Source organism: Methanothrix sp. (genome assembly GCF_030055635.1).
In the GTDB taxonomy this organism is placed as follows: Archaea; Halobacteriota; Methanosarcinia; order Methanotrichales; family Methanotrichaceae; genus Methanothrix_B.
The window spans coordinates 64,928-86,898 of sequence record NZ_JASFYM010000001.1 but is presented as its reverse complement, the minus strand read 5'-3'; the positions used below and the strand labels follow the sequence as shown (position 1 = coordinate 86,898).

Here is a 21,971-nt window from a genome sequence, read left to right as displayed (position 1 = left end):
ATATGGCATACACACCCCAATACTATCCCGGCAACACCTCTGTTGGCGCCAACAGAAGGAAGCACATGTCCGGAAACCTCGAGAAGCTCAGAGATATTCCCGAGGCAGATGTAGTTGCTATCATGGGCCACAGGGCCCCAGGTGCCGACTACCCGAGCACCCATCCACCACTGAAGGAGATGGGCGAGCCAGACTGCCCGATAAGGCAGCTCGTCGAGCCCACACCAGGCGCTGCGGCAGGCGATCGCGTCAGGTACTCCCAGTTCACTGACTCGATGTACTTCGCCCCGTCGATCCCATACTGGAGGTCCTACTGGGCAGCCATCAACTGCAGAGGCGCAGATCCCGGCACACTCTCAGGCAGGCAGATCATAGAGGCCCGCGAGAGGGATATAGAGGCGTACACAAAGAAGCTGATGGACTCCGAGATGACAGATGTCGCCAGGTGCTCCATGAGGGGCTGCACGGTCCACGGCCACTCCCTGAGGCTTGAGGAGAACGGCATGATGTTCGACATGCTGGCCAGGACCGAGATGGGCGCCGACGGCAACGTCTACTACGTCAAGAACCAGGTCGGCATACCGCTGGACAAGAAGATCAATGTCGGCAAGCCGATGAGCGAGGAGGAGCTCAAGAAGCGGACGACGATCTTCAGGTATGACAACGTATCGTTCGGCGGCAAGGTGGGCGCCAGGAAGTTCGACGAGGCGCTGGAGGCCCTGCACCACATGTGGGAGCTCAGGACAAAGTGGGGCTTCAGGCCGGAGTGAGGAGGCGAGATAAATGGCAAAACTTCATACCAAGAAGCTATTCGTTAGGGCTCTGACCAAGAAGTTCGGAAAGGACTTCGATCTCTCGAGCCAGAAGACCGAGTACAAGAGGCTCGGTCCAGAGCAGAGCGCTCGTAAGAGAGAGTTCATGGAGTATGCTAAGAAGCTGGAGGGGAAGCGCGGCATATCCTTCTACAACCCATATGTGCACTGCGGCGGAATTCCGCTGGGCCAGAGGCAGCTGGTCCCCTACAAGCTGTCCGGCACCGAGTACATAGTTGAGGGTGACGACCTGCACTTCGTCAACAACCCTGCGATGCAGCAGATGTGGGACGATATCCGCAGGACGGTCATCGTAGGCCTCGATATGGCCCACGAGGTGCTGGAGAAGCGCCTGGGCAAGGAGGTCACACCCGAGACGATCAACAACTACCTGGAGATCCTCAACCACGCCATGCCAGGCGCTGCCGTGGTCCAGGAGCACATGGTTGAGACCCATCCAGGGCTGGTCGAGGACTGCAACGTCAGGGTCTTCACAGGAGATGATGACCTCGCTGACGAGATCGATCCGCAGTACCTCATAGACATCAACAAGCTCTTCCCGACAGACCAGGCGGAGCAGCTCAAGGCGGCCATCGGCAAGACCACCTGGCAGGCAATCCACATCCCGACGATCGTGGTCAGGAGCTGCGATGGTGGAACGACCTCAAGGTGGAGCGCGATGCAGCTCTCGATGACGTTCATCGATGCGTACAACATGTGCGCCGGTGAGGCTGCAGTCGCGGACCTGGCGTATGCTGCGAAGCACGCCGCTGTTCTCCAGATGTCCGACATGCTGCCGGCACGCCGCGCTCGCGGTCCCAACAACCCGGGCGGCCTGAGCTTCGGCTTCATGGCTGACATGGTCCAGACATCGAGGGTCAAGCCCTGGGATCCGACTGCTGTGTCCCTGAACGTGGTCGCTGCAGGCACAATGCTCTACGATCAGATCTGGCTGGGCAGCTACATGTCCGGAGGCGTCGGATTCACGCAGTACGCCACAGCCGCGTACACCAACGATGTCCTGGATGACTTCTCCTACTATGGCGTAGATTACGGCATGGAGAAGTACGGCGGATTCGCCAAGGCGCCGGCCAACCTGGAGGTCGTCAAGGATCTGGCCACAGAGGTCACCCTCTACGGCATCGAGCAGTACGAGTCGTTCCCGACCCTGCTTGAGGATCACTTCGGCGGATCCCAGAGGGCGTCTGTCCTTGCGGCTGCATCCGGTATCACCTGCGCTATAATGACCGGAAACAGCCAGGCAGGCCTCGCTGGCTGGTATCTATCCATGCTCCTGCACAAGGAGGCCTGGGGACGCCTGGGATTCTTCGGCTACGACCTGCAGGATCAGTGCGGCCCGACCAACGTCTTCTCGTACCAGTCGGACGAGGGCAACCCGCTCGAGCTGAGGGGTGCCAACTATCCGAACTACGCGATGAACGTCGGTCACCAGGGCGAGTATGCAGGCATCTCAAGCGCTGCTCACGCAGGCCGCGGCGACGCCTTCGCATGCAACCCGCTGGTCAAGGTGGCATTCGCCAACCCCGCGCTGGTCTTCGACTGGACCGACATCAGGCTCTGCTTCGGCAAGGGCGGCGCACGCGAGTTCCGCGCTGCCGGCGAGAGATCCCTCGTCATGCCAGCTGTGTAGGCCCAGAGGCCTACAAATTTTTTATTCTGTCTTGCCCCAAGGGCTTTTAGGTCTCTAACAGCATTGTTGCAGCATTTCTTCCCACATCTTCTGTGGGGCAGTGCCATTTGAACAGCACCACAGCTCTACAAACTCTTCGCGCACCGCTCGACTGCAATCAGGCTGGTTGATCTGGAGGATAGTCGGCTGCATAATATTCTTCTTTTAATGTTACTTCATCACATGTATACTGCAATCTCGTTGCAAATTCACGCCGACTGCGATTACGTACAATTGATATTGTCCTGAGATACTGATTTTATGTTCTGTTCTACTTAAATACATTCCAATCGAATGTGTTGATCGGTGAGACAGATGTATGGACATATTGGTGTCTCTGTTTGTGCTCTGCTGGTCTTGCTGACCCCAGCGGTTTGCATGGATTCTGGGCTGATGGGATTGCTGAGCTCATATGATGATCCCCTCATGACATCTCTGGATCTTGCATTTCTTCTTGTCACCCATGGATTCGACGCGACTCCTGCGGATGGATTTGTGGTCGTGGTTACAGGCAATGCGACATACATGCTCGTGCCCAACGGAGATAGACCCGGACTTGCTGATTTATCAACCAACACCACCATAACAACGGACGCGAACCCTATCTGAGCGCTATCTGAGCAGTCTGTCTCACCACAGCAGTCGCAACCCGTGATGTTATTAGGATCGAGGAGCAAACGATATATCCTCACAGATCACATATTCCAGATGTGATAGTGATCTGGAACGATGCCGAGATTGAGGTCCCTGAAGGGGAGAGATGCCAGATATGCGGCTGTGAGCTCGACGAGTTCGACGAGGTCACCGGCACACCGATGTTCGGCTACTATCACTGGACCTGCATAACGCATGTGGATTGACCAGAGCGCAATCCGATCTTCAGCCTTACAGCCCTCTCCGCATTACAAGCGCTGCATGTGAAGTTCTGCTCCGAATCGCAGAGCAGGCAGTTTGCCAGTGCATAATGAAACTTCCCACAACTTGTGATCCGTACATGCCAAAGCATATTTATATCTACAAAACCTTATACAGAAGCATGGATTCAGATGTTCCAACCTCTCCGGAATTCTACAGGACCGCATGCTGTAATTTCAGTGGCGCAGCTTCACGATCTCCTGAGGTTTTATGGATCCCACCATCTAAAGATCTCGATTCCATCGTCTTTCTCCACAAACTGGGCCGGTGAGTTCATCTGTGCGGGCCATCGGAACATGCTGAAGCCATCGATTTTGATCCTCCGGGTATCTGAACACGATCTTTTGCACAGTCTGTCACATCTTGACACAAAATGTATTTCTTCATGAAAGATGCTCGCCAGATGGTTGACATATCGCTCAATACCCAGCAGGGCGCGACCATCAACTCAATGGCAGGGGTGCTTAAAAATGACCGGTAACTTCGAGGAAATAGCTGCACAGGCGCTTGGAGAGGGAAGGACATATCTGATGGAGCACGAGAGCAAGCACATTCTCATGGACGCTGGGCTGGAGACAACCGGCGCCCATCTCGCATCTAGCGCCGATGATGCTGTGAGAATCGCGAACCATCTCGGCTATCCTGTTGTTCTCAAGGTTCTCTCCAGGGATGTGATACACAAATCAGATGCTGGTGGGGTCAAACTGAATCTCCAGGATGCTGATGCTGTGAGATCTGCATACAAGGAGATGGAAGAGATCTTCCGGGAGAGGGGGATGATCGGCGTCTCGGTTCAGAGTATGGCCAAGCCTGGGATAGAGGTCATCGTTGGGGTTACGAGAGATCCAACATTTGGGCCGGTGATCATGTTCGGGCTCGGAGGCGTCTTCGTGGAGGTGCTCAGGGACGTGAGCTTCAGATCGATACCCATCTCTGAGGATGACGCAGAGTCGATGATCCGGGAGATCAGAGGCTACCCGCTGCTCAGAGGATACCGCGGCATCTCAGGAGATATCGATGCGATCAAGAGCATTCTCCTCAGTGTATCGGATCTCGTAGAGAGGAATCAGATCATAAAGGAGATGGACCTCAACCCGGTCTTCGTCTATCCCCGGGGATACACGGTAGCTGATGCCAGGATCATACTTGATAGCTCCTCCCCAGCATCAGCCCCAGATACGACTCGTTCTCAGAGCGCTGGTGATATGAGTGGTCTGTTTTACCCGCAGAGCATAGCTGTGATCGGCGCTTCAAACACAAAGGGGAAGCTGGGATGGAACGTCTTTTACAACCTGCTCACTCATGGTTATAAAGGCAGGCTCTATCCTGTAAATCCAAATGCCTCAGAGGTGCAGGGCGTAAGGGCGTATCCGAGCATAAAGGACGTGCCGGAGCCTGTGGATGTCGCGATAGTGCTTGTACCAGCGGGCATGACACCGCAGGTTGTGCAGGACTGCTGCGCAGCAGGGGTGAGGTATATCGTTGTTGAGTCCGCTGGGTTCGCTGAGCTCGGCGAGGAGGGCAGGAGGATAGAGAGGGAGATTCTGTCCATAGTGCGGAGGCACGGATGCAGGCTTCTTGGACCAAACTGCTCCGGGATCATAAACACAAACTGCGGCGTGGTTGAATCGATAGGGGTCGTCGAGGAGCTCAACCGTGGGAACGTGGGGCTCATAGCCCAGGCTGGAGTTTATGCTGCAGGCTACCTCTGGGGTCTGAGGAGGGTTCTGGACTTCGGGATTATCGCGACGATAGGGAACAAGCTTGACCTCAATGAGACCGACATGCTCGAGGCCATCGGCATGGATGATAACATAAAGGTTGTATGCATGTACCTGGAGGACGTCAAGGGAGGCAGGCGGTTCATAGATGTCGCGAGGGAGGTCTCGAGGCGGAAGCCGGTTGTGGTTCTTAAGACCGGCAGGACCGAGGCCGGAAAGAGGGCGGTCTCCTCACACACAGCATCACTTGCAGGAAACGACCTGATATACAGCGCGGTCTTCAGGCAGGCCGGGCTCATTCGGGCGAGAGACAACGACCACATGTTCGCGCTCGCCAGGGCCTTCTCGAAGCAGCCCCTGCCCGTGAACGACGGAGTGTTCGTGATCTCCTACGCCGGCTCCCTGGGCGTTGCGGCGGCGGATGCCATATCCATGAACGGCATGCGTCTGGCCGAGCTCTCCCCTGAGCTGAAGGACGAGCTGCGCAGGGTGCTGCCCAGATATGTCTCAGGCATGAATCCCGTTGACTTCACATTCGACCAGACACCTGAGCAGGTCAGGAGGACAATAGAGATCGCTGTGAGGAGCGAGGACGTTGGCAGCTTTATAGTGGTCATACAGACAGAGATGCTTGGAGCATACATCGATACGCTCAGATCCATCGACTACAGAGGAAGGCCCATACTGGCGGTCGTTGCATCCAAGGAGTTCGTGATCGACGACACGATAAAAATGGAGCGCGCCGGCATTCCTGTATACTCCACACCGGAGCAGGCCGCGGAGGTCCTCGGTGCGATGTGGATGTACAGGAAAGAGCGCGGATGAGATGGGTGGCGGCGTCTACTGGTTCGCATAGATCCTCCTGGGGTAGCGGCATAGGAAGCTCAGGTCCTCAGGCCGCGGAGTGCTGACGAGAGCGTGTGAGAGCTGGAGCTCTCATATCCTGATCGGCTCCACCATCATCCTCCTTGCTATCAGCGCAGGGATGTCCAGCGCGCTGGAGACGTGATCTATGATGATGCCATCGCTTGTGGCCACAACCGCGGAGGAATTCTTAAGAGCCCTGTCCACATCCCTTGCTGTTCTCGCGGTGCCAGGAACCCCCGCTGCTGAGAACGCCTCGCATATATCAGATGCGAGCTCACCAGACCTGCTTATCTGCTTGTCCAGGAGCAGGAGGATCCCGGACGGCCTGGCTCCTGATATCACATTGATCATGAGCTGAACCGCCTCATCCGTGGCCTCGGATCGCCGGTATTTCCTGAACAGACAGCGCATATCTCTGATGAATCCATCGTCACAGAGAAAGATATCCTCACCGGTGATGACGCTCTCGATGGTGATCAGCACATTGTACCCATCGATGTGCAGCTCTCCCCCTCTGAGATCCTCGAGGCCGATCGCCTTCTGTCTCCTTGTTTGTGCAACATCGTCTGATAGCACAGCCCTGGAGAGGATGTTTCTGTAATCCTTATCGATGTAATAGTGATCGGCCACGAACCTCACCGCAGGGCCTGGCGGGTAGCCTCTGTTCAGGAGGTACCTCAGATCCGATGCAGCGGCCCTCAGCGTTTCAGGTGCCTCCTTGCGTATTCTCTCACCTCTCCGTACAGATCCCTTCCGTGGGAGTCCATCGCCACGACCATCGGGCCGAGGTCTGTGGCCTCGAGCCTCCAGACAGCCTCTGCCATTCCGAGCTCTGGGAGACAGACATCGCGGACGCTCAGGGATCTCGCGGCTGCAGCACCGCATCCTCCCGGGTAGGCGAGGTAGACAGCCCTCCCTCTCAGAAGCTCCGCAGCTCCGGGCATCCCGCCCTTTCCTATGATGCATCTCACCCCCAGATCCAGAACCTGTGGAAGGTAGCGCGCCAGCCGCACGCTGCTCGTCGGACCTGCGGATACAACAGCCTTGTCTCTTATGAGCGGTCCGCAGTGGTATATCACCCCGCCCTTAAGGTCGAAATCCACTTCCTGAAGCCTCTGGTGTGCCTTATCTCTCGCTGTATAGATGGTACCGCTCAGCCACACGATGTCTCCGGCCGAGAGCTTTGATACATCCCTCTCCGAGAGGGGCGATCTCACTCTATGCTCCATCCTTCCTCCGTAAGAGTGACAGTTGCCCTTCTGTTCGCCCAGCACTGGAGGTTGACAGCCACAGGCAGTGATGCTGTGTGGCAGAACGCCTTCTCTATTTTGACGCCCAGAGCTGTGGTGTCCCCGCCAAGGCCCATCGGACCTATCCCGAGATAGTTGATTCTCTCGAGAAGCAGCAGCTCCTCCTCGCTTTCTCCTGGAAGACACATGACAGCGCGCTTCGCGAGAGCCGCGGCCTGGTCGAACGTCCCGCCGATCCCCACTCCGACGAACACCGGTGGGCATGCATTCGATACCCTCTCCGCGAGGTTGTCCAAAATGTACTCAAACGGATCGTCCGCTGGATTCAGCATTCCCAGAAAGCTCATGTTCTCAGAGCCGGCCCCCTTGGGGAACGCAGTTATCCTGAGCGAATCCCCTGTGACGCGGTCCACAATGAGATACGGCATGCCAGGGCCTGTGTTATCTCCTGTGTTCGACCTGCTCAGAGGATCCACCACATTCGGTCTCAGCATGCCCTTTCTCGTTGCTCTCCTCACACCCTCAGCGATCGCCTCCCGGAGATCGAAGTCCAGTGAACACCCCTTTCCGATCTCCACGTGAAAGACGGGAAGGCCTGTGTCCTGGCACATCGGGCGTGCATCAGATTCCGCGATTCGTATGTTGTTCAGTATCGCCTCCAGATGGTACCTCGCTATCTCGCTTCTCTCCCTGCGAAGGGCACTTTCTATTGAGCGAACGACCCACCTGGGCAGGGAGACCTGCGCTTTGGATACAACAGCTTCGGTCGCCTCCACGACATCAGGACGTCTCAACAACGCCACCCCTTATCCTGATCGGCTTTGACTGTTTTGGAAGGGTGAGCTCTGATCTCAATCCCAAAGCTCGCTCCATAGCGCTCTTGTGCAGATCCCCGGATGTGTGGATACCGCCAGGTGTGCCGCGCACAGCCCTGCATGGGTACTGCTGGCATGCCAGGCCTGCGAGAGATGGCGCCTCAGCGGCGCTCTTTCCGATGAGCTCGCGGGCGACATGCCATGTGCTGCCGCATGGAGATCCCCGAATCACATCCACGCTGCTGATCCTGCCGCTGTTCAGCTCGACCCTCAGCTCCGGTCTTCCGAGGCGCTCTGCGAACTCGTCCACAGCGTCCACCCCGACCTTCTCGAGGGTGCAGCAGATCTCATCCACCTCTATGTAGATGTTGTACCTCTCAGAGATGCTGCGCAGCTCCTCTACCGAGCCAGCCCTTCCGATGCCTCCGGGAATCAGAAGCGCCTTCACCCCGCGCTCACCGGCCATTCTCGCAATCGCTGGCGTCAGATCCGGATGCAGTGTGTACATTATGATCAGATCCGCGCTGAAGACATCCTCGTTCAGGTCAATGCTCCTGAGGAACTCATCCGGGTCCTCTATGAATCCAGGCAGCAGCTCAGGCACAGATGCATGCACCACATCGAAGTCTGTGTGCGTCAGTATAGTGTCTATGAGCCGCTCTCCGTACTTGCCTCTGGTGATCACTCCAACACGCATGAACTGAGATTCATCACCGGTTATAAGAGATCTTCTGGGAAGGGCTAGGGCCAGTCTAGATGAAAGCCATCCAGTAATGCTCAGGGGCGGTAAATCCAGAGTTGCTCTCGGCTAATCACCCCACACGCAGACTGCATGTAACAGCTTTGCGGCTTGACAGCACTTCTGTAACAAAACTCCTGTAGCTATTGGAAAAACAAGCATGTTGCGCCGGCGCCCTACATCCACTCGTAGTGCATCACGACCTCAGGGACCATATCGTAGAGCAGGCTGTTCTCGACGTAGCCGAAGAAAAGGCATCCCCTGCACCCTTCCGATATCCTCCTCCGCATCTCGCGAGACTCGCGCCAGACGTTCGATATGCCACTGGATACATGGCCCAAAGGCTCGTCGTGGACGCGGCATGCATAAACAATTCCGTCCGCTGATACATGGAGTATAAGATCAGATGCATGGCATCTGAACTCCGGCGCTCTCTGCTGTATCATCCTGAGGTACGTGATTGAGTTTATGATCGGGGAGCCTCTTGATTTCAGATCGATCAGCTCCCCGATCGCTGATCTGTAGCGCTCCCGATCTCTGATTCTCAGATCATCGCACTCTGCTTCATCAAACTCGTGGAGCGGCTCGAACGAGATCCATGCATCGATCTTCTCAGCCAGCTTCACAAGAGGCGCAAGCTCTCCGAGGTTTTTATCGCTGATCACGCAGTTCATCAGGACCTCGATGCCCCTCCTCCTGGCCTCCACGATGCCATCCAAGATCTCGTTGAGACCGATGCCCCTTATCTCCCTCAGACTCTCGATCCCGTCCACAGAGACTGTAAGATAGTTGAGGCTCTCCAGATCGTTCATCCTCTCGCTCAGCAGAATGCCGTTCGTCACCAGTGACGTCACCATTCCCAGGGATCTCGCGTGCCTCAGGATCTCGTCGATGTCATCACGCAGCAGAGGCTCAGTAGCCCACGCATTGTATGCTCCTATGCCGAATCGCGCTGCTTCATCTAGCATCTCCATGATCTCTTCCAGACTCATCTCGCGGCCGCGCCTGCGCCAGTGAGGGCAGAAGCTGCATCTGAGGTTGCAGGCTGTATTCACGGTGTGGGAGAGAACAAATGGCCTGCGCCTCACACGCAGCTGCCACACTGCTCTCATCATCAGCTTCGGATCGATCTTTCTCATGCGAATCACATTCAGTCGAGAGCATCAGGAAGGCCAGAAGGTCTATCGACCCAGAGAGCACAGCTGATGCCTGAACCTTCATCTTGCTTGTTTCGCCTCTCCATTAAAGCCAGATCGCAAAGAAGACACAGCTGAAAGAAAAATAGAAAGAGGGTTGCGCCGCCTGTCTACGCGACCTCTCCCAGGATGTAGCCGATTATCCTGCCGTACGCAGGCCTTGCGATGCCCACGCCGATCAGAACACCGATTATGGTGATCAGGGCGAAGCCCATGAGCGCGCCGAACCCCATCCAGAGCAGAGGAATCATCGCGGCGATGGTGGTCGCAGCCGCTCCCAGGATGATGTAGAACGCCCTGGAGAGCCTGGCGAGGTATATCTTGCCTGTGAGCAGAACACCCTTCGCCTCCTGCTCGTTCCTCTCTGTGACCCTCTCTCCATGCAGGAGCTCATCTGTTATTATGAAGAGGTGATCCACGCCTGTGCCTATCACCATTATTATTCCGGCGATGCTCGCGAGATCGAGCTGCCAGCCGGCTGCCGACCATACGCCGAGCATGAGGATGACCTCGCTGAATGATGTGCATACGATAGGCAGCACTATCCTCCTCTCTCTGTATCTGTAGAAGACCAGAAGACCCACGGCAAGTATCGCGAGGATCCCAGCGAGGGCCACCTGGAACTTGAACTGAGATCCCAGAGCAGCATCAACCTGCCCGGAGCCTATGATCTTGACGTTCACGGGCAGCGCGCCCTCCCTGAGGTGAATGTACAGCTCCTTGGCCTTCCTCGATCCTGCGTCGCCTGCGCCGACCTCTGCGACCAGGCTTCTCATGGGCGCTTTATCGAGAGCGGATGCGAGCTCAGGAGCAAGAGGAGCGCTGAAGATCTCATCCTTGTCCAGGTACATGGAGACCTCGTGCGCCTTCGGATTCCTGGTGGCTCCGACCTCTTTGGCTATACGCTGGAATGTGAGAGCACCCTCCTCTGAGAGCGTGAAGGGCACACCCCACATACCGCTCTGGTCTCCCCTGGGAAGCTCCACGGACTGGACAGCATCTCCATACACAACATGCCTGGTCTCGTTCGGACCCACCTGGATTCTGATCTCGAACTTTCCCGGCTTGCCGACGACCTCTTCCGCGGTTGAGACATTGACGCCTGCGAGATCTATTGTTATGAACCTGTTATCGACGACTCTAACTTTTATATCCTTGAGCCCGAGGCGGTTGAGCTTCTTGTCCAGAACCTCCTTGGTCTCATCGACCGTCTCGGGCGTGAGGCCGCTGATGAACGCCTCCTCTCCGGGAGCAACCCTGCCGCTGACCTCGGATAGAATCGAGTCGAGCTGCTCTCTTGTCACATTCGACCTTATCTCGTATCGAACCGGCTCAAGCCCGACGATTCTCACATCTGAGTCGAGACGTGTTTTGAGGTAGTTCACAACAACGCCTTCAGGGGATGCAGGCACAGTGATTCTGGTCGTGTTGTCCCTCACCAGCACCTTTGATCCGGGATAGCCGAGATCATCAGGCAGAGTCTCCGGAACCTTCCCGTCTATCGTTATTACGTAACTGTCGCCTCTCCTCGAGACATCCTCCACGACCCAGACGCCCTGGAACTCCCTCTCCAGGATCTTAACTGGATCGACGTCGAGCTGGACGATCGCCCCCTCCAGCTCCAGCTGGAGCCACGAGCCGCCCTCCAGATCCAGGCCGTACTTGAGGCCTGAGTTCATGCCCAGATATCCGGGTATCGGAGTGAGTATGAAGATCAGAGCGAGAGCTACAGCTGCGATGTAAATGACAACTCTAGGATCTTTCGAAATGCTGCCTGCGAGGCTCATCTCTTACCACCCCTGGCCAGCTTTGGATTCCGCTGTACGTACCACCGCAAGGCCTGGACGTTTGTTATCCAGGTGTTCATCATATCCGCAAGGAGGCCGAAGAAGAGCACCACGGATATGTCGGAGATCACATCGATCTTTGTGAAGGTGGGGGATACCAGATATATTATGCTCGATACTAGGATCAGCACGATTACCGCAGACAGGGTTGTGGATGTCATTATCAGCCCTGTCCTCATCGCCCCGAGCACCTTCTCATTTAAGGGACCCTTTCTCCTGAGAACCCTCACAGTTAGCAGTATGTCTGTATCCACAGAGTAGCCTATGAGCATCAGAAGGGCTGCGACCGTGCCAAGGGAGAGCTTAACGCCCACAGCGGTCATCATCCCTGCAGCTATTACTATGTCCGCAAGGGCGCAGAGCACGACGATACCGGAGACGACCGGCTGCCTGAACACGAAAAAGACCACCAGAGCCATGAGAATGAAGGACATCAGAAGGTACCTCGGAGCATCGCTCTGGAGCTGCTTGCTGTACACAGGCCCTATGTATCTGATCTCAGCATCAGGGAACTGCTCATTCACCGTCCGCGCAAGGCTCTTGTAGTCCTCAGACCCCATCGGAGGGAGCTGGATGTAGTACCTGCTTCCAACCCTCCTCAGCTCGGAGATATCATAACCCTCAAGCTTGCTCAGGACCTGCGACTCAGGCTCGTCAGCGGGCACTGTTATGAGCGTGCCACCTGTGAACTCGATCCCCATTCTGACCGGTGATCCTGTGGTGAAATACGTGGCGGCCAGAATAATGATAGATAAAGCCAATACGGCAGCTGGAACTACGACCATCTGCCGCCTGTCTATCTTCCTGATGAACTCCTCTAAATCCATACAAGCCTCCTTTCTGGCTGAACCACGCTCAATATATTTACGATTTTTGTGCCATGCGGCGTGAGGATCGCATGTGAATAAATGATAGATATTTGAAGGTCCAGATCGCGGGCTTTCGCTGGGGCTCGAACTGTGAAGGATAACTCCCAGCAGCATCCATCGGCATCACATCGACCGATCTCGTGCGAAGTGCTGTGGGTTCTGTAATCTTGTCACACACTGGTGAGAGAGCAAATCTAAATTAACTGATTGTTAAACATGGATTCATGGACTTGTTCGATGCGCTTGAAGGAAGGAGATCGATCAGGGCATACCAGGAGAAACCTGTATCCCGGGAGATCGTGGAGAGGCTGCTCCAGGCGGCTGAGCTGGCGCCATCTGCAGGCAACCTTCAGTCCAGGAGGTACGTGGTTGTGATGCGCCAGGATCTCAGGAAGGCGCTCGCCCTGGCAGCATACGGCCAGAGCCACATATCCTCCGCGCCTGTGGACATCGTCGTCTGTGCTGATGTGAGGAGATCCAGCAGGCGTTATGGCGACAGGGGCAGCCTCTATGCGATCCAGGATGCTGATGCTGCTGTGATGTGCATGCTGCTTGCAGCGCATGCAATGGGCCTGGGTGCCTGCTGGAACGGCGCGTTCGATGATGGGATGGTGAGGGATATCCTGAGCATCGAGGAGGGTGTGGTGCCTGTCGCCATAATCTCCCTCGGCTGGCCCGCAGAATCACCCTCATCTCCTGGCAGGATGCCGCCAAATGCGCGCTGGGAGGTATGATAGAGGCAGATGTACAGAGATCTCAGGGATATCGTGGAGGCGATTGCAGCTGGTGCGATAAGGAGCGAGGAGGATCTCGAAAAGGCGAAGAGGGCGCTTGCAGCCAGTCTGAATCTCTCGGAGATACCGGGCAACCCGGAGATACTCGCCGCCGCCAGGGAAGATGAGAGGGAGCGATTGAAGCTGCTGATTAAAAAGCCGACCCGCACCCTCTCAGGGGTCGCTGTGATCGCTGTCATGACGAGCCCTGCGCGCTGCCCGCATGGCATCTGCGTCCCCTGCCCCGGGGGCGTTCTTGAGGGGAGGTGCTCCCCACAGAGCTACACGGGGCGGGAGCCGGCAGCGCTCAGAGCGGTGCAGCACGGCTTCGATCCGTACGCTCAGGTGGCTGCGAGGCTGAGACAGCTCTCGGAGATAGGCCATCCCGTGGACAAGGCAGAGCTCATCCTCATGGGAGGGACCATAACATCCAGGCCGCTGGGTTACCAGTGCTGGTTTGTGAAGAGATGCCTGGAGGCGATGAACGATTACCCTGATACGGTGATCAGCGCACGCTGGAGGTCCTTCAGGGAGGTTGCTGATGCGAACAGCAGCGCATCCGTGAGGAACGTCGGCATAACCTTCGAGACCAGGCCTGACTGGTGCCGGAGCGATCACATTAAAAACATGCTTCTCCTCGGCGGGACAAAGGTCGAGCTCGGGGTGCAGAGCATCTACGATGATGTTCTCAGCGCGATCAGGAGAGGTCACTCTGTGAAGGATACCATCATGGCAAACCGGTTGCTGCGAGAGGCTGGCCTGAAGGTCGGGTTCCACATGATGCCCGGACTTCCGGGATCAAGCCCTGAGATGGATCTCAGGATGTTCAGGGAGCTTTTCGAGAGCAGCGATTACCGGCCGGATTACCTCAAGATATACCCAACGCTTGTTATCGAGGGGACCGAGCTCCACAGGATGTGGCTGCGTGGCGATTACGAGCCGCTTTCCGATGATGAGGCAGCTGAGCTGATCTCACGAATCAAGGAGCTCCTCCCAAGGTACACGCGGCTCCAGCGCGTGCAGAGGGACATACCTGCGCACCTCATAGCTGCTGGTGTCAGGAAGAGCAACCTCAGGCAGCTCGCAAGGAAGAGGCTCGAGGATCGCGGATTGAGATGCAGGTGCATAAGGTGCAGAGAGGCCGGGCTTCGCGGGATATCCGAGGGGGATATCACATTGAACATCGAGAGCTATGATGCATGCGGAGCGAGGGAGCACTTCATATCGTTTGATACCGTGGACGACACACTCGTCGGATTCCTGAGGCTGAGGCTGGGTGCTGAGGCCAGGATCAGGGAGCTGCATGTCTACGGCCCGCTCGTGCCCCTCGGCAGGAGGGGCGGATGGCAGCACCGCGGTATCGGCGCGAGGCTTGTCGAGATCGCTGAGGAGCTTGCAAGGGATCAGGGCTACGACAGGATCTCGGTCACGAGCGGCATAGGCGTCAGGGGCTACTACGCCTCTCTGGGCTACAAGCTGAACGCGCCGTACATGGAGAAGAGTCTCTGATAGGCTCAGGCGTGCTGGACTGCCAGATCTATGAAGCCCTCGACGGAGTCAAGGGCTTCGACGTGCTCCGACATGGTCGAAGCCGCTCGATGTAGTCGAGGGTGATCGAAGTGCAGAAAGCCCTCCTTCAATGTCTGGAAAAAAGTCACCCGAAGGTAACGCTTACGAAAATGGCACCGGATCATCCACATATCTGACCCTGCGTCATGAGCGTTTTCTATGAGGTCAGTTCGAGCGTGCACGTCGATCCGGTTGTTTTCCTGAGCCGCTGCGCCTTCATCGCCTCGACGAACGCCAGGAACGGAGGCGATGGCCTGCCCGGTCTCGACCTCATCTCAGGGTGGAACTGGCATGCGAAGAAGAACGGATGTCCCGGGATCTCCATGATCTCCATCAGATCCCCGTTCCTTCCGGAGAATAGAAGCCCGTTCTTCTCGAGTATCTCTATGTATGCTGGATTCACCTCATACCTGTGCCTGTGCCGCTCCACGATCTCCGTGGTGCCGTAGATCCTGTGGGCGAGGGTGCCCTCGAGGAGATGCGCTGGATAGTTGCCCAGCCGCATCGTCGCCCCCATCTGCCTGACCTTCTCCTGCTCTGGGAGCAGCGCGATGACGGGATGCGGCGTATCGCCGAACTCGGTGCTCGAAGCGCCCTCGAGACCGCAGACGTTCCGGGCGAACTCTATGACTGCGAGCTGCATTCCGAAGCATATCCCCAGGTACGGTATCCCGTTTTCCCTGGCGTACCTTATGGCGTTCATCTTGCCCTCTGTGCCGCGAACTCCGAATCCTCCCGGAACCAGTATGCCGTCGAAGTCCCTCAGCATCTTCTCAGGCTGGATCCTCTCGAGATCCTCGGCATCTATCCAGGAGATCTCCGGCATCGCCCCTGCCTCGATGCCCGCGTGCTTCAGAGCCTCGCGTATCGAGAGGTACGCATCCTTCATCGGATCCGTGCACTGCGATCCGGATGTGTACTTTCCAACAAGGGCCATGCTGACCTTATCCCTGACAGCATCCATTCTCTGGACGAGATCGTACCAGTCCCTCCGCTCCTCCAGCGGGAACAGCCGCATGGCCTTCATTATGTACCTCGTGAGACCCTCGGCCTCGAGCTGGAGCGGTACCCTGTAGATGTCATCAGAATCATGCCCGCTGATCACAGCCTCTATTGGGACATCGCAGAAGTGCGCGATCTTCGCCTTCGTCTCAGGAAGCAGCGGCTTCTTGCACCTCACCACTATCATGTCCGGCTGAAGCCCGAGCTCGCGCATCTCCTTGACGCTGTGCTGCGTCGGCTTCGTCTTCTGCTCGCCATCAGAGGTCATCGGCGCGAGCGTCACGTGGACGAAGAATATGTTGCCAGACTCCTCGTATTTGAGCTGCCTCATCGCCTCCAGGAACGGCATCGACTCTATGTCGCCAACGGTTCCGCCGACCTCGATGAGACAGATCTCGCTTCCTCCGGTCCTCGATACCTGGCGTATTCTCCTCTTTATCTCATCTGTTATGTGTGGTATGATCTGGACGGTCTTTCCCAGATACTCGCCGCGCCGCTCCTTCTCGATGACCGTGCTGTAGACCTTTCCGGTTGTGATATTGTGATCTCTTGTGAGCTCTATGTCGAGAAAGCGCTCGTAGTTGCCGAGGTCGAGGTCCACCTCGCCGCCGTCCTTGAGCACGTAGACCTCACCATGCTGGAACGGGCTCATGAGCCCTGCGTCTATATTGATGTATGGGTCTATCTTTATGGCCGTGACCCTGTATCCCTTGTTCATCAGCAGCCTGCCTATCGAGGCTGCGGTTATGCCCTTGCCGAGCCCGCTCATCACCCCGCCGGTGACCACGATGTACCTCAAACAGATCACTCTCATCCAGAGCTAAGATCTCAGCATTGTAGCTGTACCATAGATGATAAGGCTGACGATCATCATGGATGTGGCGAGCGCTCCAGGGAACAGCGGCAGAGTTCTGGTGTGGAAGGTAAGCACCATGAGCACGATGGTTGTTGCCAGGATCAGGGCGACCGGTATCAGATTCGCGGTGTACATGTCATAAAGGGGATGAGGCTCGTATCTATCAATGCTCTCGCCCTCGCGAGCACCGGTCCAGGAGTCGTGGCGGTAGTACCGATCGCTTTTGTGGTAACCAGCATCACTCCGGTTATCTTCATCACCGTAATCATCACGTGGATCTTCTGATGATGAACGAGGTTGACCGGCTTCAGAATCGTATCCGTCACTGTAATCATCACGGCTCAAGTTCTCGCTCAAATCCTCATCCGCATCCTCGCTGTCCTCTCCGTACATCCCTTCAGCCTCCAGTCTCACCGGAATCCTTTTTGTGGTGATGTCCGTGATGAGCAGCAGATCTCCGCTCACAGTCTCGGCGCTCTCCGGCATCCTGACCGATATCGGGATAGTCTCCTCGAGCACTATGTAATGATTCATCTTCTCCGGTTTTACGTAACGTGTGATGCTCTGATCCGTTTTAACAGCCAGGTTGGTGGGCTCGCCGAGGTTGACGACCCGGAGGCGTATCTCGTCGCTGCCGCCTGGAGGCAGCCTTAAGAATATCGGTTCCGGATCGCCCTCTCCTGCGCTGTCGTTTATCCTGATCACGTACTCCATCCAGGATAAAGATGCAATCATATTTTATAAATATTTCTCTAGTGTATTAACACTTCTCGCGAAGCTCCGGCGGCAGCATGTTCGGTATTCCCTCTTCTATCGGATACACCTCGCCGCAGGATCTGCACGTGAGTTTTCCTGTAAGTATCTCCCTCTCATTCTCCTCGAAGACCTCGAGCTCGAGATCTCCCCTGCAAACGGGGCATACGAGTATCTCCATGAGATCGCGTCTCATAGGCAATCAGGAGATGCTCATGGAGATCAAACTTCCGATTCCATTCGTGAGTTCGATCAGCACATGGCTCAGTACATCTGCATAAGGTACCTGAACCACTGGGGAAAGCTGCAGGCTGTCCGCGAAAATGTGAGAAGGCTCATGCGGTCGGATCGTCGGATAGGCAAACTCTGGTAACTTTGATCAATTGCAATAGACTCAGTCACTTTCTCCAAGATTACCGGTCCGCCGGATCACCGGTATGAGCATGGATAAAGATGCTGAAAGCCCTGCTCTTCAGAGCGCTGGAGTGGTTCACATCCAGCCCAGCGCCCGCTGTTCTCTTTGAACATCTCCGGCCCTCAGAGCAGGCTGAGCCTGCCGGTCACCCTGTCCATTAGCTCATCCGGGGCCGGGCCGAGGCCAAGGGCTGTCACGGTTCCGGGAGGTATCTCTGTGAGGCCTGCATCCCTGACGATGGCGGCCGGTATCCCCAGGGATTCTGCCTCTGACTTCAGCCTGAAGAGGTGCTCCTCATCTCTGCCTCTGAGAGCGATCTTCCTCATCCCCTCCTCCTTCCACTGCTCTACGATCTCCTTTCTTGCGAGCTCCATGGCCATTATCGAGGCGTGCGCCACCTGGACCGCGAGCTTTCCTGTGGAGAGCTTCAGATCATCCCTGACAACTATGCACTGCTTGAGCGCCATGCTGAACCTCAGGATCTGTTCGATCTCCTCCTGTAGATGTAAGCGCCTGCGCCGCCCAGGACCACCAGGACCGCAAGCGCCGGGAGCATCATCGATCTGGATGCAGGCTCAACCCTGACGGGGATCTTCATGCTCTCTGAGATCACAGTGTCCCCTCGCACATCGGTGTACTTGATCTCGCTGTTGATTCCGTACTCCTTGGGGGTTGCATCCGAGTCCACATCCAGCCGGAATACCACGGTCGCCTCCTCGCCCGGCCCGAGATTACCGATGTACGCCTGATCATCTGTCGACGAGAACGGCTTGAATATGCTCAGCCTGGCGATGGCGTCGCTCACGCCCTCCTCTCCGATGTTCCTGTATGTCACCTGAAGCTCCTCCTTCTTTGCTCCGGCCCTGAGGACTCCTCTGACATCGGTTATCTCGAAGTCCGCTTTCTTTTTCACGATGATCGGCACTACCACCGTTTGATTCGCCTTCTGGTACCAGTAAGCTGCCCTGAACCCTATGAGGTTGTTTGTAGCTGAATCGAACTTGTTCGCATCGACCTGGACATTGTACTGGTAGTCATACTTCAGGTTGAGCCTGAGCGGATACACGCCTGCTGGCGCATGCTTCGCAATCTTCACCGTGAATTTGAGCGGATTCTTTGTTTTGTCACCGGATTTGAGAGACTCCACAACCTGATCTCCGGACTTGACCTCGATCTGGTCGCTCTCCGATACCAGAGTCGCAACTATTCCTATGGCAGTGGTCTTGGCCTGCTCCAGCTCCTGCTCTTTGGCCGCAAGCGCCATCTCCATTGGAGTGTATGCGGTCTTGTCCTTCTCGAAGCTCATGAACCTGCCGTAGTTAATGAGGTCGATGTATAGCGTGACCGTATCCCCCCTGTCGAACTCGTTCGTGCCGCTTATCGCAGCGGTCAGGTTTGGGGATCCATACATGTTCCAGTAGTTCTCACCCTCTATCACAGGAGGGATGTAGTTGCTCTGACCCATTGCTGGAGCAACAAGGATCAACAGCATTATCAATTCGTATCTCATCAAACAGCACCTGCGCATCTTTTAACTGCATCGATCAGTATCACATTCAGCCTCTGGATCCTCTCCCGCCCTCTTTCAAGCTGAACGAGGAGCACGGGAAATACTGTGAATGTTGTGATAAGCGCGAATATCACAGCCAGCACGGTCACCGTGCCGAAGTTGTTGGTTATGACGAATGGAGATGTTATGAGAGCGCCGAAGCCGAAGACTGTGGTCAGGCCGGATGCAACAAGCGCTGAGCCTATGCTTGACGACGCCCTCGATATGGCCTGATCGATATCATTGAACCTATCGAGCTCTTCATAGAACCTCTCCATCATGAGTATGGAGTACTCTGAACCCACGCCCAGGATCAGGGCGCCAAGCGTCGCGGTCAGCGGTGTGTACTTCATGCCGGTGATGTACATCACCCCGCCCATCCAGCCTATGACCACGAGCATCGGCAGGACCGGCACAATCGCCTTTATCAGATCCCTGTAAATCAGAAGCAGGATGAAGAATATCACAACCAGCCCGAATAAAGTCATCTCTGTCCTTCCGGTCGTGAGCGCCTCGATCACCGTCGTCATCACAACCAGGTTGCCTGTTATCACGACAGTGATTCCAGGAGGCACACCGAACCACTCGACATCCTTGTACATCTCTTTTATAAGCCGGTCGACCCCCTCCTCACCAAGGTCACGCAGCGCGTTGCCTATGTTTATGTCCATAACAGCTGTATCATGCCCGTCGATGTACCTGTCTCTCATCGAAGACGGCATGAGGCTGAGCAGATATCTTGCTGAGGTCGCGTCCTCTGGAATCGAACCGTTGTTCAGCATTCTCATATATCCAGCAACGCTGTTAACGTAATACACCTGCTGCCTCGACTCTGTGATGTAATCTCCGAAGTTGTTCATCCATTCCAGTATCTTCGGATCCGTTACGTCATCTCCCTGCACGATTATGTTGAGCTCATCGCTCCCCCCGAATATATCGACCAGGTGTCTGAACTGGACCAGAGGGGGCAGGTCCTGTGGCATATAGTTCTTGAAATCCGTATCCACAGGAACCATGGTATCGGAGTAAACTCCTGCAAGCGATAGAGCTAGGGCGAGGAGGAGTATCAGAACCCCACGCCTCAGCGAAAATTTAACGGCTGATCTGACAGCTCTGCCGATGGCCGTCTCAGTGACGGCGCTCTCAGATGCGCCCTCTGCCCTCTTATTTGCCCTGTTCTTCCTGTTGTTTCCGTTCCTCTCCGCCGCGTAGAGCACTGTTATTCCAACAAAGAGCGCTGATAGAAAACACATTATGAGCCCTATGAGGCAGAGAACACCGAACTCCCGTATCATGGGCACGCTTGATGTGAAGAGCGAGAAGAATCCGGCTGCTGTTATCGCCAGCGCTATCAGGACAGCTGGCGCGGTATGGGCCACCGTCTCTACAACAGCCTTTTTAATAGATCCTCCCTTGGAGAACTCCTCCTCGATCCTGTTGTGGAACTGTATCGCATAATCGATGCCGATGCCGATGAGTATCGGAAAGGCTGACATCGATATCATCGTCATCGGGATGTGAAGCAGCCCCATTATCCCGAACGTCCAGACTATGCCCAGAAAGACGACCGGGAGGGGCAGGAGCGGCAAGTTGACATGCCTGAAGACGAGAAGAAGCGCCAGGATCATGAGGACCCCAGATGCGACAAGCAGGCTCGCGTTACTCTTGGACATCTCATTCTTAATGGCCACGCCAAGCGCTGCATTTCCTGTAACTGTAACGCCCACACCTGGAGGGAACTCGGCCATGGCCACAGCCCTCTCGGTCTCGTGCAGGACCTCCTCGCGTTCTTCCTCTGAGAGCGTGAGCGGGAGCTCCATCGATAGTATCGTGTGCCTTCTGTCAGGAAGTATGTTCTGTAGCAGCCTGGCATCCCCCTTGAGGAGTAGCGTGTCTATCAGGCTCTGCTCATCTGGAATGTATCTCCTTCCGAGTTCCCTATCAGCAGCACCCTTCACGATCTGCGATATTCCCTCAACAGAAAGGACATCAGGCACCGATTCCATGTGAACAGCAAGCCTGTCCATGGCCTTCAGGACATCAGGAGCTGTTACATCATCGCCCTCTATCACCACAGTTATCGACTCTGTTGCGAACCGCTCCTTGAAGAGGTGTTCATAGGTCTGGTATAGCATCGATCCCTTATCCACAAAGTCCTCTGTCCTCATCCCATGCATCTCGATCTGCTGGGCATAATGCAGGGACAGAAGCGTGAGAAGGACTGCAGCGATGAGTATGATCTCAGGATTCCTTGCGATCCAGCAGCCAAGCCGCTCTTTTCCGTCTATGGGCCTCACCTGTGATGATTTCAGTATATACGGAGATTACAGAAC

At 55.9% G+C, this 21,971-nt stretch carries 20 protein-coding genes; 7 read left to right on the top strand and 13 right to left on the bottom strand.

All coding sequences use genetic code 11. From position 1 onward, the window contains the following. The first annotated feature begins 2 nt into the window (after positions 1-2). The 5 genes from mcrG to QFX31_RS00405 all read left to right on the top strand — a co-directional run bounded on the left by mcrG (position 3) and on the right by QFX31_RS00405 (position 5,963). Entirely contained in the window at positions 3-770 is a 768-nt protein-coding gene (gene mcrG, locus QFX31_RS00425) for a coenzyme-B sulfoethylthiotransferase subunit gamma (protein WP_348530185.1), read from the top strand. Positions 771-783: 13 nt separating this feature from the next. Then, positions 784-2,463 carry a coenzyme-B sulfoethylthiotransferase subunit alpha gene (gene mcrA, locus QFX31_RS00420; RefSeq protein WP_348530184.1) on the top strand — a complete coding sequence of 560 codons (1,680 nt, stop codon included), beginning with the start codon at positions 784-786 and terminating at the stop codon, positions 2,461-2,463. Positions 2,464-2,928: 465 nt separating this feature from the next. After that, positions 2,929-3,111 carry a hypothetical protein gene (locus QFX31_RS00415; protein WP_348530183.1) on the top strand — a complete coding sequence of 61 codons (183 nt, stop codon included), beginning with the start codon at positions 2,929-2,931 and terminating at the stop codon, positions 3,109-3,111. A 101-nt stretch (positions 3,112-3,212) separates the two neighbouring features. Beyond that, positions 3,213-3,362: a hypothetical protein gene (locus QFX31_RS00410; RefSeq protein WP_175265719.1), complete on the top strand. Its 150-nt coding sequence runs from the start codon at positions 3,213-3,215 to the stop codon at positions 3,360-3,362. A 525-nt stretch (positions 3,363-3,887) separates the two neighbouring features. After that, entirely contained in the window at positions 3,888-5,963 is a 2,076-nt protein-coding gene (locus QFX31_RS00405) for an acetate--CoA ligase family protein (protein ID WP_348530182.1), read from the top strand. Between the two features lie 111 nt (positions 5,964-6,074). Here QFX31_RS00405 and QFX31_RS00400 read toward each other — a convergent pair whose 3' ends face one another. The 7 genes from QFX31_RS00400 to QFX31_RS00370 form a co-directional block, all read right to left on the bottom strand. After that, positions 6,075-6,674, bottom strand: a complete 600-nt coding sequence (locus QFX31_RS00400; protein WP_348530279.1) for a DUF434 domain-containing protein — start codon at positions 6,672-6,674, stop codon at positions 6,075-6,077. Positions 6,675-6,703: 29 nt separating this feature from the next. Then, positions 6,704-7,234, bottom strand: a complete 531-nt coding sequence (locus tag QFX31_RS00395) for a FumA C-terminus/TtdB family hydratase beta subunit (RefSeq protein WP_348530181.1) — start codon at positions 7,232-7,234, stop codon at positions 6,704-6,706. Next, positions 7,219-8,049 (bottom strand): fumarate hydratase, encoded by an 831-nt coding sequence (locus tag QFX31_RS00390; RefSeq protein ID WP_348530180.1) that lies wholly within the window; start codon positions 8,047-8,049, stop codon positions 7,219-7,221. The genes QFX31_RS00395 and QFX31_RS00390 overlap by 16 nt, the downstream gene beginning before the upstream one ends. Next, the gene (locus QFX31_RS00385) at positions 8,036-8,767 is read right to left on the bottom strand and encodes a DUF166 domain-containing protein (RefSeq protein WP_348530179.1); all 732 of its coding nucleotides are present in this window, start codon (positions 8,765-8,767) and stop codon (positions 8,036-8,038) included. Before QFX31_RS00385 ends, QFX31_RS00390 begins: the two co-directional genes overlap by 14 nt. Positions 8,768-8,985: 218 nt before the next feature. Next, positions 8,986-9,948: a radical SAM protein gene (locus QFX31_RS00380; RefSeq protein WP_348530178.1), complete on the bottom strand. Its 963-nt coding sequence runs from the start codon at positions 9,946-9,948 to the stop codon at positions 8,986-8,988. A gap of 167 nt (positions 9,949-10,115) precedes the next feature. After that, positions 10,116-11,792, bottom strand: coding sequence for a preprotein translocase subunit SecD (locus tag QFX31_RS00375; RefSeq protein WP_348530177.1), 1,677 nt, complete (start codon positions 11,790-11,792; stop codon positions 10,116-10,118). Then, positions 11,789-12,679, bottom strand: a complete 891-nt coding sequence (locus QFX31_RS00370) for a protein translocase subunit SecF (RefSeq protein ID WP_348530176.1) — start codon at positions 12,677-12,679, stop codon at positions 11,789-11,791. Before QFX31_RS00370 ends, QFX31_RS00375 begins: the two co-directional genes overlap by 4 nt. A 266-nt stretch (positions 12,680-12,945) precedes the next feature. Between QFX31_RS00370 and QFX31_RS00365 the strand changes: the two genes are divergently transcribed. Continuing rightward, positions 12,946-13,455 (top strand): nitroreductase family protein, encoded by a 510-nt coding sequence (locus QFX31_RS00365; RefSeq protein ID WP_348530175.1) that lies wholly within the window; start codon positions 12,946-12,948, stop codon positions 13,453-13,455. 9 nt (positions 13,456-13,464) lie between these two features. After that, positions 13,465-15,003: a tRNA uridine(34) 5-carboxymethylaminomethyl modification radical SAM/GNAT enzyme Elp3 gene (locus QFX31_RS00360; RefSeq protein WP_348530174.1), complete on the top strand. Its 1,539-nt coding sequence runs from the start codon at positions 13,465-13,467 to the stop codon at positions 15,001-15,003. Positions 15,004-15,220: 217 nt separating this feature from the next. Here QFX31_RS00360 and pyrG read toward each other — a convergent pair whose 3' ends face one another. The 6 genes from pyrG to QFX31_RS00330 form a co-directional block, all read right to left on the bottom strand. Continuing rightward, positions 15,221-16,864: a CTP synthase (glutamine hydrolyzing) gene (pyrG, locus tag QFX31_RS00355; RefSeq protein WP_348530173.1), complete on the bottom strand. Its 1,644-nt coding sequence runs from the start codon at positions 16,862-16,864 to the stop codon at positions 15,221-15,223. Positions 16,865-16,885: 21 nt separating this feature from the next. Beyond that, the gene (locus tag QFX31_RS00350) at positions 16,886-17,635 is read right to left on the bottom strand and encodes a hypothetical protein (protein ID WP_348530172.1); all 750 of its coding nucleotides are present in this window, start codon (positions 17,633-17,635) and stop codon (positions 16,886-16,888) included. A 46-nt stretch (positions 17,636-17,681) separates the two neighbouring features. Further along, positions 17,682-17,870, bottom strand: coding sequence for a methytransferase partner Trm112 (locus QFX31_RS00345; RefSeq protein WP_348530171.1), 189 nt, complete (start codon positions 17,868-17,870; stop codon positions 17,682-17,684). Between the two features lie 341 nt (positions 17,871-18,211). Then, positions 18,212-18,556 (bottom strand): peptidyl-tRNA hydrolase Pth2, encoded by a 345-nt coding sequence (gene pth2 / locus QFX31_RS00340; RefSeq protein WP_348530170.1) that lies wholly within the window; start codon positions 18,554-18,556, stop codon positions 18,212-18,214. 8 nt (positions 18,557-18,564) lie between these two features. Further along, positions 18,565-19,599, bottom strand: coding sequence for a hypothetical protein (locus QFX31_RS00335; RefSeq protein WP_348530169.1), 1,035 nt, complete (start codon positions 19,597-19,599; stop codon positions 18,565-18,567). Continuing rightward, positions 19,599-21,935, bottom strand: coding sequence for an RND family transporter (locus QFX31_RS00330; protein ID WP_348530168.1), 2,337 nt, complete (start codon positions 21,933-21,935; stop codon positions 19,599-19,601). Before QFX31_RS00330 ends, QFX31_RS00335 begins: the two co-directional genes overlap by 1 nt. Positions 21,936-21,971 lie beyond the last annotated feature (36 nt).